The sequence below is a fragment of the Mesorhizobium sp. ORM8.1 genome (assembly GCF_053005525.2).
Map to the genome: position 1 here is coordinate 4164027 of NZ_CM132600.1, position 15121 is coordinate 4179147.

A 15121-nucleotide genomic window follows, 5' to 3' on the forward strand; every position below is an offset into this window, starting at 1 on the left:
TTTCTCGTGAATTTCAAGAATATCTGCCTCGGGGCACTCGCTCTTTCCATGGTCGGCGGCGTTGCATTTGCCGGCGCTCTTGACGATCCGAACGACATGTCTCCGTTCTTTACGGATTCCAGCATGAAGACCATGAAGCCAATGGAAGAATTCAAGGCAGCCTTCATGGCCATGCCGAAGGATAAGCAGGACGCCATGATGAAGGAATGCAACGACGCGGCGATGAGCAAGCCGCACGCCGAGTTCTGCGCGAACGTGCACGCCCTGGGTGGCGCCAACAAGTAAGACGCTGCCTGCTTCGGAAGAATGCCCGCCATTGCTTCGTTGGGCAAGCCTGGGTGCGAAGCCGCGCTTATTCGGCCTACGTCCGTCGACCAAGGAAGAGGGCGAGGTCCTCGACATCTCCAGCATGGCGAAGTGGCGCCGTAAGGCAGTCCCGGCTGACGGGACCCGGCGGATCCTGCCCTGCCTGGTCCGGATCCCTACTCGGACTGAACTCCAATATCCCGTCGTGCGGCGCCTTGAAAAGGCGCTCACGTCTTTAGGCCTGGAAGCCATTCCGCGGCTTCTTTTTGGAAGAATCGCCCTGTCTGTGCCGGGATATCGGCAATCACGTTCGCGTGAAGAAGATTTTCGGGGAAACATCGACCGCCTTGGTCCCGAACTGTGGAGGCGATCGTCGTTCTGACGCGCATATGTTAAACACAGGGAAGGAATTTTCTCATGAATTTCAAGAATATCTGTCTCGGGGCGCTCGCTCTTTCCATGGTCGGCGGCGTTGCATTTGCCGGCGCCCTCGACGAACCTACCAACATGGCGCCGTTCTTCACCGATTCCAGCATGAAGACCATGAAGCCCGAAGCCGACTTCAAGGCTGCCTGGGCTTCAATGCCGAAGGACAAGCAGGACATGATGATGAAGGAGTGCCAGGACGCGGCGATGAGCAAGCCACACGCCGAATTCTGCGCCAACCTGATGGCGTATGGCGGCGCCAACAAGTGATGCTCAAGGTCGGGTCCGGACGGGCCTGATCGTTTCGGCGTTTCAAATGAAAGATGGCGGGCCAACGGTCCGCCATCTTCGTGTCCGCGGTGCAGCGGTAAATGGCCATGGTTAATGCGGCCTTAACCTTCCCCCCGATAGTCTGATGTTCGAATCTGCCGGGGTGCGCCATGCGCCCGGCCAGGCAACGACTCAACGGGGAAGAGGCATGCGTTCAGGCGCTTCAGCACCGCTCGCGCTGACCGGCACGGGGAACGGTCTCCAGGCATTCGCGCGGCGCCAGGTCGGGCGGCTGGTAGGGGCCGGGCTGTTCGTGTTCACGGCTTTCGGCGTCGCCGCGCTGGCAACATGGAACGTTGCCGACCCGAGCTTCTCGCACGCCACCAGCAACGTCGTCACCAACGCCATGGGCTATGCCGGCGCGGTATTCTCCGACCTTGCCATGCAGTTCTTTGGCCTCGCCGCCGTTGCCGGGTTGGTGCCGGCGGTTGTCTGGGGCTTTCTGCTTTTCACCGCGCGCGGCGTCGACAGGCTGCCGAAGCGTGGGCTCGCCTGGTTCGGCTTTGCCTTGCTTGCCGCGTCCATCGTTGGCTGCGTGACGCCGCCCAACACCTGGCCGCTGCCGACCGGCCTTGGCGGCGTGTTCGGCGACATGGTGCTGAAGATCCCCGGCATTGCCGTCGGCGGCTATCCGAAGGGACTGTTCGCCAGCATCATCGCGGTCATTCTCGCCGCGCCCACCTTGTGGTTGTTCGCCTACGGTTCGGCGTTGATTGCGCGCAAGAATGGCTTTGCCGTCATGGAGCGTACTGCTGCGCCCGATCCGCGCGAACAGGATGAGATGCTGTTCGACGAGGACGAGGACGAAGGCGACGAAGGGATCCTGGCGCTCGGCGCCATCACCCATTGGTGGCTGTCGTTGCGCGCCTGGATGCATCGCCGCGCCGCGCGCCGCAAACGGGAGCGCGACGAGTTCGAGCCTCAGATGGAGCCGAAGGCAAGCGCCTGGCGACGTGCCGCCGAGCGGGTCGAATCGGCCGAGTATGCCGAAGCGCGGATGAGCCGGGGCGGCCGCGCCCGCGTCGAGCCGGAATTCTTCGCCGCGATGGTCAACGACCGCAGCGTGTCCGTCGATCCGGACGACCAGGATATCTTCGACGACCAGGACGATACCGGCCTTGACGCCTTCGATGACGAGGACCCGCGCCGCGCCGTGCCGCGTCGAACGCCAAGGTGCAGCAGTTCCGCTCCGATGCCGCGACCCGCGTCGAGGCGCCGGCGGCGCGCCCGGTGCCCGGCGCCCGCGTCCAGCGCGAGGCGCAGACCTCGCTGATCGGCTCGGACACGTTCGAGATGCCGTCGCTGCATTTCCTGTCCGAGCCGAAAAACGTCGCCAAGGACGCAAGCCTGTCGAAGGATGCGCTGGAGCAGAACGCCCGGCTGCTCGAAGGCGTGCTGGAGGATTTCGGCGTCAAGGGCGAGATCATCGCGGTGCGCCCCGGTCCGGTGGTCACCCTCTACGAGCTGGAGCCGGCGCCTGGCATCAAATCGTCGCGCGTCATCGGCCTTTCCGACGACATCGCCCGCTCGATGAGCGCGATCGCCTGCCGCGTCGCCGTCGTGCCCGGCCGCAACGCCATCGGCATCGAACTGCCGAACGCCAAGCGCGAAACCGTCTACCTGCGCGAAATCATGGCAAGCCGCGACTTCGAGACCACCAAGTTGAAGCTGGCGCTGGCGCTCGGCAAAAGCATCAATGGCGAAGCCGTCATCGTCGACATCGCCAAGATGCCGCACGTGCTGGTCGCCGGCACCACCGGCTCGGGCAAGTCGGTCGCCATCAACACCATGATCCTGTCGCTGCTCTACCGGCTGACGCCGCAGGAATGCCGGCTGATCATGATCGATCCGAAAATGCTCGAACTCTCCGTCTATGACGGCATTCCTCACCTTCTGACGCCGGTGGTCACCGATCCGAAGAAGGCGGTGGTGGCGCTGAAGTGGACGGTGCGCGAGATGGAAGACCGCTACCGCAAGATGTCCAAGGTCGGCGTGCGCAACATCGACGGTTTCAATGCGCGGGTGCAACTGGCCGAGAAGAAGGGCGAAAAAATCTCGCGCACGGTGCAGACCGGCTTCGACCGCCAGACCGGCGAGGCGATCTACGAGACCGAGGATCTCGATCTCGAGCCGATGCCCTATATCGTCGTCATCATCGACGAGATGGCCGACCTGATGATGGTGGCCGGCAAGGACATCGAAGGCGCCGTGCAGCGCCTGGCGCAGATGGCGCGCGCGGCCGGCATCCATGTCATCATGGCCACGCAACGTCCGTCGGTCGACGTCATCACCGGCACCATCAAGGCCAATTTCCCGACCCGCATCTCCTTCCAGGTGACGTCGAAGATCGACAGCCGCACCATCCTGGGCGAACAGGGCGCCGAGCAGCTGCTCGGCATGGGCGACATGCTCTACATGGCCGGCGGCGGGCGCATCCAGCGCGTGCACGGCCCGTTCGTCTCCGATGACGAGGTCGAGAAGGTGGTCGGGCATCTCAAGCTGCAGGGCGTGCCGGAATATCTCGACGCCATCACCGAGGACGACGACGAAGATGACGACGACGGCCCGTCGGCGAAGGGCGGTTCGGGCGGCGGTGGCGGCGGTAATTTCGACGATTCCGACGATCCCTACGACCAGGCGGTGGCCGTGGTGCTGCGCGACGGCAAGGCCTCGACCAGCTACATCCAGCGCCGGCTCGGCATCGGTTACAACCGCGCCGCCTCGATCATCGAGAAAATGGAGAAGGAAGGCATCGTCGGCCCGGCCAACCATGCGGGAAAACGTGAAATCCTGGTGCCGACGGAAGACGACAAGTTCTAGGCTGGCCGCTAATGGCTGCCGGCTTCACGCAACCTGAAATCGACGGATACGTTCATGCGGATGGGCTGTCGCGCGGCCGCCAAACTTAAGCCCTACTGGGAGCCCAGATACTGCCACGACACGAATCACAGGAAGTGACCGGCATGAAGACCCAGACAGAATTTGCCCTTACCCGCCGCCAGGTGCTTGGTTTTGGCTTGATGCTTGGCGGAGTTGCCGCTCTCAATCTCGTACCCGGATACCAGCTTGTGGCCGCCGCGCAGGCCGCCGTGCCGCCGGCAGCGCAGAAGATCGCCGACCATTTCTCCTCAGTGAAGTCGATGAGCGGCGAGTTCGTGCAGTTCGGGCCGAAAGGCGAGCAGACCGGCGGCAAATTCTTCCTCGAGCGCCCGGGCAAGATCCGCTTCAACTATGACGGCTCCTCGAATTTCCGCGTCATTTCCGATGGCAAGTCGGTCGTCATCCTCAATAAGAAGCTCAACACGTCCGATCTTTATCCGCTGTCGAAGACGCCGCTCAAATTGCTCCTCGACGACCGCATCGATCTCTCCGGCGGACGCGTGAAGGCAATCAAGGAAGAGGACGATCTCACCACCATCAAGCTCTCCGACAAGTCGGTGTTCGGCAACGCGATGATCACCATGATGTTCGATCCGAAGACCTATGACCTGCGCCAGTGGACGATCACCGACGCTCAAGGGAAAGACACGACGGTGATGATCTTCAACACCAAGGAAGGCGTCAGCTTCCCGGCCGATACATTCGCCATCGACTATACGGCGAACCGCGAGATGAACACGAAAACCAGGTGAGTTTTCGTAGTCCCGGACAACCTTGCCGGCGTCGGCGGCGCTGACCTCGATGGTTTTCGCCAGCTTGTCTTTCTGACGCGCGGCTGGCAGTAGATCGGCGACCTTCTTTCGGACCCGCCGCATGCCTTTCACCATCGCCACCTGGAACATCAACTCCGTGCGCCTGCGCATGCCGATCGTCGAGCGGCTGCTGGACGAGCACGCGCCGGATGTGCTGTGCCTGCAGGAAACCAAGGTGCCGGACGAGCTGTTTCCGGAAAAGGCCTTCCGCAAGGCCGGCTACGAGCACATCCTGTTCCATGGCCAGAAGGGCTATCACGGCGTCGCCACCGTCGCGCGCCGGCCGATCGAGCTGGTCGAGAAGCGGCGTTTTTGCGAGATCGAAGACAGCCGGCATCTGTCGGTCAAGGTGCAGGCCGGCAACAGATCGATCCTGGTGCATAATTTCTATGTCCCGGCCGGCGGCGATGAGCCGGATCCTCAGATCAACCGAAAATTCCGGCACAAGCTCGATTTCGTCGCCGAGATGAACGGCATGCCAGCAAGCCAGGACGAACTGTCCTCGTCGATCCTGGTCGGCGATTTGAACATCGCGCCGCAGGAGCACGACGTCTGGTCGCACAAGCAATTGCTCAACGTCGTCAGCCATACGCCGGTCGAGACGGAGAATTTCGAGGCGATGCGCAAGGCCGGCGGCTGGGTCGACCTGATGCGGCTCAACGTGCCGGCCGAGCAGAAGCTCTACACTTGGTGGAGCTATCGCGCCAAGGACTGGGAGGCTTCGGGGCGTGGCCGCCGGCTCGACCATGTCTGGTCATCCGCCAATCTGGTGCCGAATTTCACCGGCTACGAGATCCTGCAGGCCGCGCGGGGCTGGGACAAGCCATCGGACCATGTGCCGGTGATTGCGCGATTTGAGCTGGATTAGCCCGTAAAGCGCGGCGCCAGTTCCTCGATGCGGGCGATCATCTGCTGGAACTCTTCCAGGATGCGCGCGTGCAGCTGCACCGCGAGGTCCGGATATTCCTCCAGGATGCGGCGAAACATTTTGCGGCTCAACCGGATCACTTCCGAATCGGCAGCCGCCGAGGCGCTGGTCAGGCGCCTGGTGTCGGCAATCAGAGCGAGCTCGCTCAGCATCGATCCGGGGCCTGCGGTGCCGATCGGGATGCGCTCGCCATCCTGTTCGCGATAGAGCGCGATCAGGCCGTTGACCACGATATAGGCCGAATCGGCCTCGTCGTCCTCGCGGTAAAGCTTGCGCTCGGCCTGCAGGAAGGTGGCCTCGGCGCCGAACGCGAGCAGGCGCAGCTGTTCCTGCGTAAAGCCTTGAAAAAGCTTCACGCTGGACAGGATGCGGATGTCGTCATCCAGCGCCATCCTAGCTGTGTCCCCGAGCGGTCAGTCCAGTCCCTCCTTTGGAGCGGCGCGTCCTTGGGGACGCGCTGTTTCGCTCCAACACTTACAGCCCGCGCATTTCGTGCGAGGCATCCACCGAGCCGATCCATCACCCTCCAGCACCAGGATCGAACCCGAAGCGGTCCCGCCCGACCGCCAACATTTGTTTTGCCGCAATTCTGGCCGGAAAACCGCTTCACACTTTTCCTAGGATTGCTCTAGATCATGAATGTTTAAGGAACCAGCTTGTAGCCGCCGCTTTCTGTCACAAGAATTTCGGCATTGGAAGGATCACGCTCGATCTTCTGGCGCAGCCTGTAGACATGGGTTTCCAACGTGTGCGTGGTGACACCGGAATTGTAGCCCCAGACCTCTTCCAGCAGCACGTCGCGCGTCACCACCTTTTGGTCTGCGCGATAGAGGTACTTGATGATGGAGGCTTCCTTTTCGGTGAGCCGCACCTTGGCGCCGCGCGGGTCGATCAGCAGCTTCTGGCTCGGCTTGAAGGTATAGGGGCCGACCGAGAAGGTGGCGTCCTCGCTCTGCTCATGCTGGCGCAGCTGGGCGCGGATGCGCGCAAGCAGCACCGCGAAGCGGAACGGCTTGGTCACATAGTCGTTGGCGCCGGCCTCGAGTCCGAGAATCGTGTCGGAATCGGTGTCGTGGCCGGTCAGCATGATGATCGGCGCCTTGTAACCGCCCTTGCGCAGTATCTTCACCGCCTCGCGGCCATCCATGTCGGGCAGCCCGACATCCATGATGAGCAGGTCGACAACGCCGCTGCGCGCCGCGGCGACGCCTTTGGCGGCAGTGGATTCCTGCTGGACGTCGAATTCTTCGTAAAGGGCTAACTGCTCGACGAGAGTGGCGCGCAGGTCGTCGTCGTCGTCAACGATCAGAATGGTGCGTGATGTCATGGATCAATCCGTTGTTTTAAAAAGAATATTCAGTTGACCTCCCCCCATTTATGCGGAAGCTCACCGGCGCAACAGCCGATCACAGTGATTTGTTCCGTGACACAATCATACAAGAAAAAACGCGCGCGCAATGCGGCAGGCGCATTTTTGCCAAAAGGCCTGCGCGTTTTGGTGGTGCGGGCAAGACCCGGCAACCCCGCGCAGGGGTTCCTGCAAGCCGGCAAAACGGTGTTTCCCTGCGCCTTGGGGCGCAGCGGCATCACCGCCAACAAGCATGAAGGGGATGGCGCGACGCCCTTGGCGTCGATGCGCATCCTGTCAGGCTATTTTCGCGGGGATCATTCTCCAGGCGGCCGCCGGACGCGGCTTGCCATGGCGCCGATCGGCCCGGATCTCGGCTGGTGCGAGGTGCCGGATGACCGCAACTACAACCGTCCGGTGAAGATCCCTTATGGCGCCAGCCACGAGCGGATGAAGCGCGACGACCGCCTCTACGATGTCTGCCTGGTGCTCGACTGGAACATCGCGCCGCGCCGGCGCGGGCGTGGCAGCGCGATCTTCTTCCACCTGGCGCGTCCAGGCTTCACGCCTACCCAGGGCTGCGTGGCGGTGACTGCGCGCACCATGGCACGGCTGCTTCCGTTGTTGTCGGACAGGACGATGGTGAAGGTGGTGAGATAGGCAGTAGGGCAGTAGGGCAGTAGGGCAGTAGGGCAGTAGGGCAGTAGGGCAGTAGGGCAGTAGGGCAGTAGGGCAGTAGGGCAGTAGGGCAGTAGGAAGATATCTCCAGGGCCCATTCTCAACATACTGCCTTATTGCCGTACTGCCCTACTGCCTTACCATTTCCGCTGCTGCCAGCCCGTGCCCAGAAGCCCGATCTCGCGAAGCTCCCGGTCCATTGCCTTGGCGATATCGTGGCGCTCTGCGCCGATGTCGCGCAGCTGGCGGTCGGAGAGATCGTCGACCGACTCGAGCGGAAGCCGGGCGGCGACGCTGGCCTGACGGAGCCAATCGAAGGTAGCCCGCAGCCAGTGCGGTACAAGTGATTTCAGGGGGTGTGAGACTTCAGAACGATCTCGGACATGGTGCTTTCCGGCTTCTCCGGATATCAAATCCGGTTTGATGGTGTTTCGATTGCAGCCATCATGACGGATTGAAAAACAAACAGGAAACGAGTAGTTCTTTTCAGATTGTCAAGTTTAATTTGGAGATAGAATGTCCAAGCTGCTGCCCGGGACGCGTGCGCTGCGGACCTTCGAGGCGGCGGCGCGACATCTCAACTTCACGCGCGCCGCCGATGAACTCGGCCTGACGCCGGCAGCGGTCAGCCATCAGATCAAGGAAATCGAGGATCAACTCGACCTGGTGTTGTTCACCCGCACCAGCCGGACCATCCGGCTGACGGAAGCCGGCCACGTGCTGCTCGAAGCCACGGTCGACGCGCTCGACCTGCTCAACCGCGCCGTCAGCCGGGCGCGCAAGATGACGCGCGGCACGGCTCTCTTGAAGGTGACGCTCGATGCACAGTTCGCGACGAAGTGGCTGATGCGCCGCGTCGACGATTTCCACAAACACAAGCCCGGCATCGAGCTGCGCTTCGACATCAGCTACGATGTCAGGGACTTCGATCTCGACGACGTCGATGTCGGCATCCGCTTCGGCACCGGCAGATATCCGGGGCTTGTCGCGCACAGGCTGTTCGAAAACATCATCATTCCGGTCTGCAGCCCGGCGCTGCTCGCCTCCGGCCCGCCACTCAAGGAACCGCGCGACCTCTTCCACCACACGCTGGCGCATATCGAATGGTCGCGGCAGGGCGTGACATGGCCGAACTGGCGCATGTGGATGCAGGCGGCCGGCGTCGAGGATTTCGACGACAGCCGCACGCTCGTCTTCGGGTCGTCGACCGACGCCACCCAAGCCGCGCTCGACGGCAATGCCGTGGCGCTGGCCGATTTTGCCATGGTTGCAACCGATCTCTCGCAAGGGCGTCTGGTGCGGCCCTTCGAGCTCGGCATCAGGGTCGCGGCGGACTTTGCCTATTTCCTGGTTTACCCACAGGCGATGAAAGACGATGCGCGCATCATCGCCTTTCGCGAGTGGTTGCTGGACGAGGTGGCGAAAACGCCGACTTGAGTATCAGCCTGCTGGCGCGGCCGGCGCCCCGAACCAGCCGATAATGGCGCCGATGATCAGCAGCACGCCCAGCCAATGGCCGGCATCGATCAGCGTCAGGTCCCAGCCGAAGCCCTGATAGCGGTGGTTCGCCGAAACCGTGGTGGCGACGAAGCCCAGCCAGAGCACGAAGCCGAAGATCACGCCGGCAAGCGGGTTTGGCTCGCCGCCGGTCATCGCGCCGACCACCAGGGTGAGAACGAACGCCATGACCACCTCGGCAACGAAGCTGATGATGAATGGAGCAATGGAGGGCTTCTTGTTTGCCGCATCGATTTTGGCCGCCTTCATCCAGGGCTTGCTCAACGCGATGTACCAGACGGCGCCAAACAGCCACGCGACGACGGCGGCGACAATCACCGCCAGCCAATTCACCACCGAAAAATCCATGAAACCCCCTGAATGCGTGTCGGATGGATGCGCAGCGGTGCTGAGCAACGGCACGCCTGTTCAACGGCCGATGGAATCCCTGTTCGGCGGCGGCGTCAAGCGGCGGGGCTTTTGCTTGATGCATGTCGTTGTCGCAAAACCGAGGTCACTTTTGCGCGACATGCATTACACGCCACACCGTCGTGCGCTTGACCTCCGCGTCTTCCAGCACGCGCGTCACCGGCACCTGGTAGACGGCGAGCGATTGCAGTCCGGCCTTGGGCAGATAGGCGCGGCCGGGATCGCCAACGAGGATGTCGGCGCCGCGTGTCGTCAGCGTGGTGAACCATGGCATCAGCCTGTCGGCGAAAGCCTTGTCGTAAAAGACATCGCCGGCGAGCACGACGTCCCAGCCTTCATTCGTGCCGACGCGGTCCCTGCCCTGGAAAGACGCCTTCACGCGGTTGGCTTCCAGGTTGAGGGCGATTGCCGTCTCGCAGAACGGATCGATATCGGCCGCGATCACCTCCGCCGCGCCGGCCTTGGCAGCCGCGATCGCGACCAGACCTGAACCGGAGGCAAAGTCGAGCACGCTTTTTCCCCGCACGATCTCCGGATGGTCGAGCACATAGCGGGCAACGCCTTGGCCGCCGGCCCAGGCAAAGGCCCAGAAAGGCGGCGGCAGGCCGATCTCGGCCAGCTCTTCCTCGGTGCGCAGCCAAAGGTCATGCGCCTCGTCGGCGAGGTGCAAAAACACTTCCGGCACATGTGGCGGCGCCATCAGCGCCGTGTTGTCGAGGATGAATTTTCTTGCCGTGTCCGGGGTCAGCCTGGTCACGGCGCCGGGTTGAGCTCGACCATGCGGCAGACCTCTTTCCATTCGGCCGGGGTCACCGGCTGCACGGAAAGCCTGCCAAGCCGCACCAGCGCCATTTCGGCGAGCTTCGGATTGGCCTTGACCTCTTCCAGCGTCACCGGCTTAGGCACGTCCTTGAAGGCGCGGATGTCGACGCATTCCCAGCGTGGATCGTCGGTGGTGGTGTCGGGATGGGCAAGCGCGCATACTTCGGCGATGCCGACAATGTCGAGCCCTTCATTGGAATGGTAGAAGAAGCCGAGATCGCCGATCTGCATCGCCTTCATGTTGTTGCGGGCGGCGTAATTGCGTACGCCGTCCCACTGCGTGCCGGCCTTGCCCTTGGCCTTCAGCGCCTCGAAGGAAAAGACCGAGGGTTCGGACTTGAACAGCCAGTAGTTCATCTCAGTTATCCCATCGCCATTATCGGATCGCCACGCACGGCGTCATCGTCGTCGCTCTCCTTAGCCTGTCCCCGTCGCTGCGGCGAGAGGGTGCATGAGCGGCAAGCCGCAAACGGTCATGCGCCGGCGGGCTTCTGGAACACCCAGTTCCATGCGCGGATTTCGACGCTTTCGAACAATCCGGCCTTGGCATAGGGATCGGCGGCAGCCAGGGCTTGAGCTCCGGCCATGTCCGGCGCCTCGATCATCACCAGACTGCCGTCCGGCTTGCCGTCGACGCCGAGGAAGGGACCTGCAAAGGCAAGCCTGCCTTCGCCGATCAGGCCTTCCAGGAACGCTGCATGGGCGGGCCGCGTGTCGATCCGCAGCTGCGGGCTGCCCGGCTTGTCCTTGCAAATCAACGCAAACAGCATCTTTTCAACTCCGCTGGTTCAGATGTCGGTTTCGGTTTTGAGCGGCCGCGTCATCAGCGCCGTGACGGCCTGGCCGATGGTCACCTTGCCGTCGAGGATGGCGGCGACGGCGGCAATGATCGGCGCTTCGACGCCGCGCTCTACGGCGATGCGGGCAGCGATACCGGCCGTTGGCACGCCTTCGGCCAGGGGCAGGCCGGTGAGCCCCTTACCTTGGCCGAGCGCCAGGCCATAGGCAAAATTGCGTGACTGTGACGACGAGCAGGTGAGCAACAGGTCACCGAGCCCGGAAAGGCCCATCAGCGTCTCCGGCTTGGCGCCGAAAGCGGCGCCGATGCGGCGCAGTTCGACGAAGCCGCGCGTCACCATGGCGGCCTGGGCGCTGGCGCCGAGCCCGGCGCCGGTCACAGCGCCGGCGGCGATGGCAAAGACGTTCTTCAGCGCGCCGCCGATCTCGACACCGATCAGGTCGTCGCTGGAATAGCAGCGCAGGTTTTTGGCCGAGAAGCGGGCGGCAAGGTCGGTCGCCAGCTCCGCCTCGCGGGCCGCCACCACGACCGCCGTCGGCAGGCCACGCGCGACGTCGCTGGCAAAGCTTGGGCCCGAGAGTGCCGCGACCGGATTGCGAGGCAGGCTTTCTTCGACGATGGAGGATAACAGCGCGCCTGTGTCGCGCTCGATGCCCTTGGCGCACAGCACCAGCGGCACGCCTCCAGGAACATGGCCGGCCGCTTGAGCAAGCACCGCGCGCAACGACTGCGCCGGCGTCACCGCCAGCACGCAGTCGACACCGTCGAGCGCCGCGCCAATGTCGCTGGTTGCGACAATGCCGGCTTCGATTCTGACGCCGGGCAAATAGCGCGGGTTTTCGCCGCGGCGGATGGCGGCAATTGTTTCCTCATCGCGCGCATAGAGCCGCACGGAATGGCCGGCGCGCAGCATGGCGAGTGCCAGCGCGGTGCCCCAGGCGCCGCCGCCAAGCACGCCAACGCGCCAGCCTTTTTCCGTTCGCTTGCTGCTCATGCTTTGGCACCGCGCCGGCCCGAGCCGACCAGAGGTGTGGAAATGCTGTCGAGCGGCCAGCGTGAACGCGGCACGAAGTCGGCGGTGTTCTCGTCGGCGATGCCGGCGCGCAGCCGCTCGATGCCGGCCCAGGCGATCATCGCGGCGTTGTCGGTGCAGAGCTTTTGCGGCGGGGCGACGAAGGCGAAGCCGGCCCCGGAGCAAAGCGCTTCGAGCGTCGCCTTGATCGTGCGGTTGGCGGCAACGCCGCCGGCGACGACCAGCGCGGGCTTCTTCGCGTCTGGAAATTCCTGGCGGAAGCGGTTGAGCGCACGCGCCACGCGATCGCCCAGCGCGTCCGCCACCGCCGCCTGGAAGGAGGCGCAGATGTCGGCGACGTCCTGGTCACTCAACGGCGCAATCGCGGTCGCCGCCTGGCGCACGGCCGTCTTCAGGCCGGAGAACGAGAAATCCGGCTGCGCCGAACCTTTCATCGGACGCGGGAAGGCAAAGCGGCGGGCATCGCCGCTGACTGCCGCCTTCTCGACATTCGGGCCGCCGGGGTAGGGCAGGCCAAGCATCTTCGCGGTCTTGTCGAAGGCTTCGCCCAGCGCATCGTCGATGGTGGTTGCCCAGCGCTGATAATCGCCGACGCCGCGCACGGCGACGATCTGGGTGTGGCCGCCGGAGACGAGCAGCAGCAGGTAGGGAAAGTCGAGGCCGTTGGTCAGCCGCGCGGTCAACGCGTGGCCCTCGAGGTGGTTGATGGCGATCAGCGGCTTGTTGGCGGCGGCGGCGATGGCCTTGGCCGTCATCAGGCCGACGATCAACCCGCCGACCAGGCCCGGCCCCGCCGTCGCGGCGATGGCGTCGACCTCATCGAGGGATATCTTGGAATCGGCAAGCGCGGCCTCGACGATGCCATCGAGCGCCTCCACATGGGCGCGCGCGGCGATCTCGGGCACGACGCCGCCAAAGGCGGCATGCTCCTCGATCTGCGAAAGCACCACATTGGACAGGATTTCGGGCGCGGCGTCGCCGTCCAGCGCCACCACGCTGGCCGCCGTCTCATCGCAGCTCGTTTCAATGCCCAGAACGCGGATCAATTGGTCGCTGTCCTCGAAGATTGTGTGATCGGTCTTTCCTAGATAGGACAAGGCCCGGCAGACCTCGAAACTGCCTCGGGGGTTATCACGGACCGCGCGCCATGCAAACTTTGAAAATCGGAACACGCGGCAGCCCGCTGGCGCTGGCTCAGGCGCATGAGACGCAAGCGCGGCTGATGCAGGCGCACGGCCTGCCCGAGCAGGCATTCGAGGTGATGGTCATCTCGACCAGCGGCGACCGCATCCAGGACCGACCACTGTCGGAAGCCGGCGGCAAGGGCCTGTTCACCAAGGAAATCGAGGAAGCGCTGCTGGAACGCCGCATCGATATCGCCGTGCATTCGTCCAAGGACATGCCGACGGTGCTGCCGGACGGGCTGGAGCTTTCCGCCTTCCTGCCGCGCGAGGACGCGCGCGACGCCTTCATCGGCAAGGCGGCGAAGCGGATCGCCGACCTGCCGCAAGGCGCCAAGGTCGGGTCGTCGTCGCTTAGGCGCCAGGCGCTGATCCGCCGCATGCGGCCGGACCTCGACGTGGTGATGTTTCGCGGCAATGTGCAGACGAGATTGCGCAAGCTGGATGAAGGCATCGCCAGCGGCACTATCCTTGCCTATGCCGGCCTGAAGCGGCTCGGTCTCGAAGACGTCGTCACCGACCTGATGCCGCTGGAGGATTTTCCGCCAGCGCCGGGACAAGGCGCGATCGGCATCGAAACCCGCATCGGCGACCGCGACGTCGAGAAGATGCTCGAGGCTATCCATCACGTGCCGACCGGCCAGGCGCTCGCCTGCGAACGCGCTTTTCTCGCCGCGCTCGACGGTTCCTGCCGCACACCGATCGCCGGCTATGCGATGGTCTCCGGCGAAAAATTGTCCTTTGCCGGGCTGATCATTTCGCCGGACGGCACGCAATGGCATGAGGTCCGGTTGGACGGCCGGCCACACGATGCCGCCGATATCGGCACGGAAGCCGCGCGAATTGTCCGCGCCAAGGCCGGTCCGGCATTCTTCGACGGCTGGGCCTGACATGGCCCGCGTCCTGGTGACAAGGCCGGAACCGGGCGCCTCGCGCACGGCCGGGCTGCTCGAAGCCAGCGGATTTCAACCGATCTTGCTGCCGCTGACGCAGACGGTGGCTCTCACCGTCGAAGCCAACCCGGGCAATGCTGTTGCGGTTGCCGTTACCAGCGCCAATGCGGTGCGCCATGCGCCCAAGGCACTGATCGCGGCGCTTGCCGCGCTGCCTTGCCATGCGGTCGGGAAAAGGACAGCGGAAGCTTGCCGCGCGGCCGGGTTTTCATCCGTCAGCGAAGGTCCGGGCGATGCGGTGGCGCTGGCCGATGCAATCGCCGTCGATTTAGCCGGCAAGGCGATGGTCTATCTCTGCGGTCGCGTGCGGTTCCCGGCCTTCGAGGCGCGGCTGGCGGCGGCCGGCGTGCGCGTCGATGCGATCGAGACCTATGATACGGTCGAACTCGACTATGACGACGCTGATGTGCTGGCGCGGTTGTCAAACCAGCCGGTCGAGGCCGTGCTGCTCTATTCGGCCAAGGCGACGGCAGCGCTCGCCAAACTGATCAGTCGGCCGGCGCTCAGCCATCTCTTTGAAACTACAGTATTTTTGTCGCTTTCAGCGCGGGTCGCCGCGCCGCTCGACGCGGTCGGCGAGTGCAATATCGCGATTGCGCCGCAACCGCACGAAGAAGCACTTCTCCAGCTTTTGTCGGCGCCGCGCTGAGCCGCGTCATCACACCGCCCCTTTTCACCGCTTGGTGATGTGCTAGAGCA

General features: G+C 63.7%; 17 protein-coding genes and 1 pseudogene. 9 read left to right on the forward strand and 9 right to left on the reverse strand.

The features are described 5' to 3' along the window. Window positions 1-6 precede the first annotated feature (6 nt). The 5 genes and pseudogenes from ACVDG8_RS20935 (at window position 7) to xth (ending at window position 5622) form a co-directional block, all read left to right on the forward strand. On the forward strand, window positions 7-285 hold the full coding sequence (locus ACVDG8_RS20935) for a hypothetical protein (RefSeq protein ID WP_447257401.1): 279 nt from the start codon (window positions 7-9) through the stop codon (window positions 283-285). A 438-nt stretch (window positions 286-723) separates the two neighbouring features. Then, window positions 724-1002, forward strand: coding sequence for a hypothetical protein (locus tag ACVDG8_RS20940; RefSeq protein ID WP_447256396.1), 279 nt, complete (start codon window positions 724-726; stop codon window positions 1000-1002). Window positions 1003-1210: 208 nt separating this feature from the next. Continuing rightward, window positions 1211-3882: pseudogene (locus ACVDG8_RS20945) on the forward strand (DNA translocase FtsK). Window positions 3883-4025: 143 nt separating this feature from the next. Further along, window positions 4026-4694, forward strand: a complete 669-nt coding sequence (locus tag ACVDG8_RS20950) for an outer-membrane lipoprotein carrier protein LolA (RefSeq protein WP_447256398.1) — start codon at window positions 4026-4028, stop codon at window positions 4692-4694. Window positions 4695-4815: 121 nt separating this feature from the next. Next, a complete protein-coding gene (gene xth / locus ACVDG8_RS20955; protein WP_447256399.1) occupies window positions 4816-5622 on the forward strand; it encodes an exodeoxyribonuclease III in 807 nt (268 codons plus the stop codon). On the opposite strand, the gene ACVDG8_RS20960 is transcribed toward xth, so the two are convergent. Both ACVDG8_RS20960 and ACVDG8_RS20965 read right to left on the reverse strand, forming a co-directional pair. After that, a complete protein-coding gene (locus ACVDG8_RS20960) occupies window positions 5619-6074 on the reverse strand; it encodes a cyclic nucleotide-binding domain-containing protein (RefSeq protein ID WP_447256400.1) in 456 nt (151 codons plus the stop codon). The genes xth and ACVDG8_RS20960 overlap by 4 nt on opposite strands. Window positions 6075-6325: 251 nt before the next feature. Continuing rightward, window positions 6326-7009 (reverse strand): response regulator transcription factor, encoded by a 684-nt coding sequence (locus ACVDG8_RS20965; RefSeq protein WP_112128661.1) that lies wholly within the window; start codon window positions 7007-7009, stop codon window positions 6326-6328. A gap of 147 nt (window positions 7010-7156) precedes the next feature. Here ACVDG8_RS20965 and ACVDG8_RS20970 point away from each other — a divergent pair, with 147 nt between their 5' ends. Beyond that, window positions 7157-7690, forward strand: a complete 534-nt coding sequence (locus ACVDG8_RS20970; protein WP_447256401.1) for a L,D-transpeptidase family protein — start codon at window positions 7157-7159, stop codon at window positions 7688-7690. A gap of 155 nt (window positions 7691-7845) precedes the next feature. Here ACVDG8_RS20970 and ACVDG8_RS20975 read toward each other — a convergent pair whose 3' ends face one another. Further along, window positions 7846-8121, reverse strand: a complete 276-nt coding sequence (locus ACVDG8_RS20975; protein WP_455707198.1) for a hypothetical protein — start codon at window positions 8119-8121, stop codon at window positions 7846-7848. A 103-nt stretch (window positions 8122-8224) separates the two neighbouring features. Between ACVDG8_RS20975 and gcvA the strand changes: the two genes are divergently transcribed. After that, window positions 8225-9145 (forward strand): transcriptional regulator GcvA, encoded by a 921-nt coding sequence (gcvA, locus tag ACVDG8_RS20980; RefSeq protein WP_447256403.1) that lies wholly within the window; start codon window positions 8225-8227, stop codon window positions 9143-9145. Window positions 9146-9148: 3 nt separating this feature from the next. Here gcvA and ACVDG8_RS20985 read toward each other — a convergent pair whose 3' ends face one another. The 6 genes from ACVDG8_RS20985 to tsaD all read right to left on the reverse strand — a co-directional run bounded on the left by ACVDG8_RS20985 (window position 9149) and on the right by tsaD (window position 13331). Then, window positions 9149-9574 (reverse strand): DUF1761 domain-containing protein, encoded by a 426-nt coding sequence (locus ACVDG8_RS20985; RefSeq protein WP_447256404.1) that lies wholly within the window; start codon window positions 9572-9574, stop codon window positions 9149-9151. A gap of 145 nt (window positions 9575-9719) precedes the next feature. Beyond that, complete coding sequence (locus tag ACVDG8_RS20990) at window positions 9720-10433, reverse strand: class I SAM-dependent methyltransferase (protein WP_447256405.1); 714 nt, start codon at window positions 10431-10433, stop codon at window positions 9720-9722. Further along, window positions 10388-10813 (reverse strand): EVE domain-containing protein, encoded by a 426-nt coding sequence (locus ACVDG8_RS20995; RefSeq protein WP_447256406.1) that lies wholly within the window; start codon window positions 10811-10813, stop codon window positions 10388-10390. Before ACVDG8_RS20995 ends, ACVDG8_RS20990 begins: the two co-directional genes overlap by 46 nt. Window positions 10814-10929: 116 nt before the next feature. Next, window positions 10930-11226, reverse strand: a complete 297-nt coding sequence (locus ACVDG8_RS21000) for a YciI-like protein (RefSeq protein ID WP_447256407.1) — start codon at window positions 11224-11226, stop codon at window positions 10930-10932. A gap of 18 nt (window positions 11227-11244) precedes the next feature. After that, window positions 11245-12249 carry an NAD(P)H-dependent glycerol-3-phosphate dehydrogenase gene (locus tag ACVDG8_RS21005; protein WP_447256408.1) on the reverse strand — a complete coding sequence of 335 codons (1005 nt, stop codon included), beginning with the start codon at window positions 12247-12249 and terminating at the stop codon, window positions 11245-11247. Continuing rightward, on the reverse strand, window positions 12246-13331 hold the full coding sequence (gene tsaD / locus ACVDG8_RS21010; RefSeq protein ID WP_447257402.1) for a tRNA (adenosine(37)-N6)-threonylcarbamoyltransferase complex transferase subunit TsaD: 1086 nt from the start codon (window positions 13329-13331) through the stop codon (window positions 12246-12248). The genes ACVDG8_RS21005 and tsaD overlap by 4 nt, the downstream gene beginning before the upstream one ends. A gap of 104 nt (window positions 13332-13435) precedes the next feature. Between tsaD and hemC the strand changes: the two genes are divergently transcribed. Together hemC and ACVDG8_RS21020 are read left to right on the forward strand one after the other, a co-directional pair. Next, a complete protein-coding gene (gene hemC, locus ACVDG8_RS21015; protein WP_447256409.1) occupies window positions 13436-14359 on the forward strand; it encodes a hydroxymethylbilane synthase in 924 nt (307 codons plus the stop codon). A gap of 1 nt (window position 14360) precedes the next feature. Further along, window positions 14361-15071: a uroporphyrinogen-III synthase gene (locus ACVDG8_RS21020; protein ID WP_447256410.1), complete on the forward strand. Its 711-nt coding sequence runs from the start codon at window positions 14361-14363 to the stop codon at window positions 15069-15071. Window positions 15072-15121 lie beyond the last annotated feature (50 nt).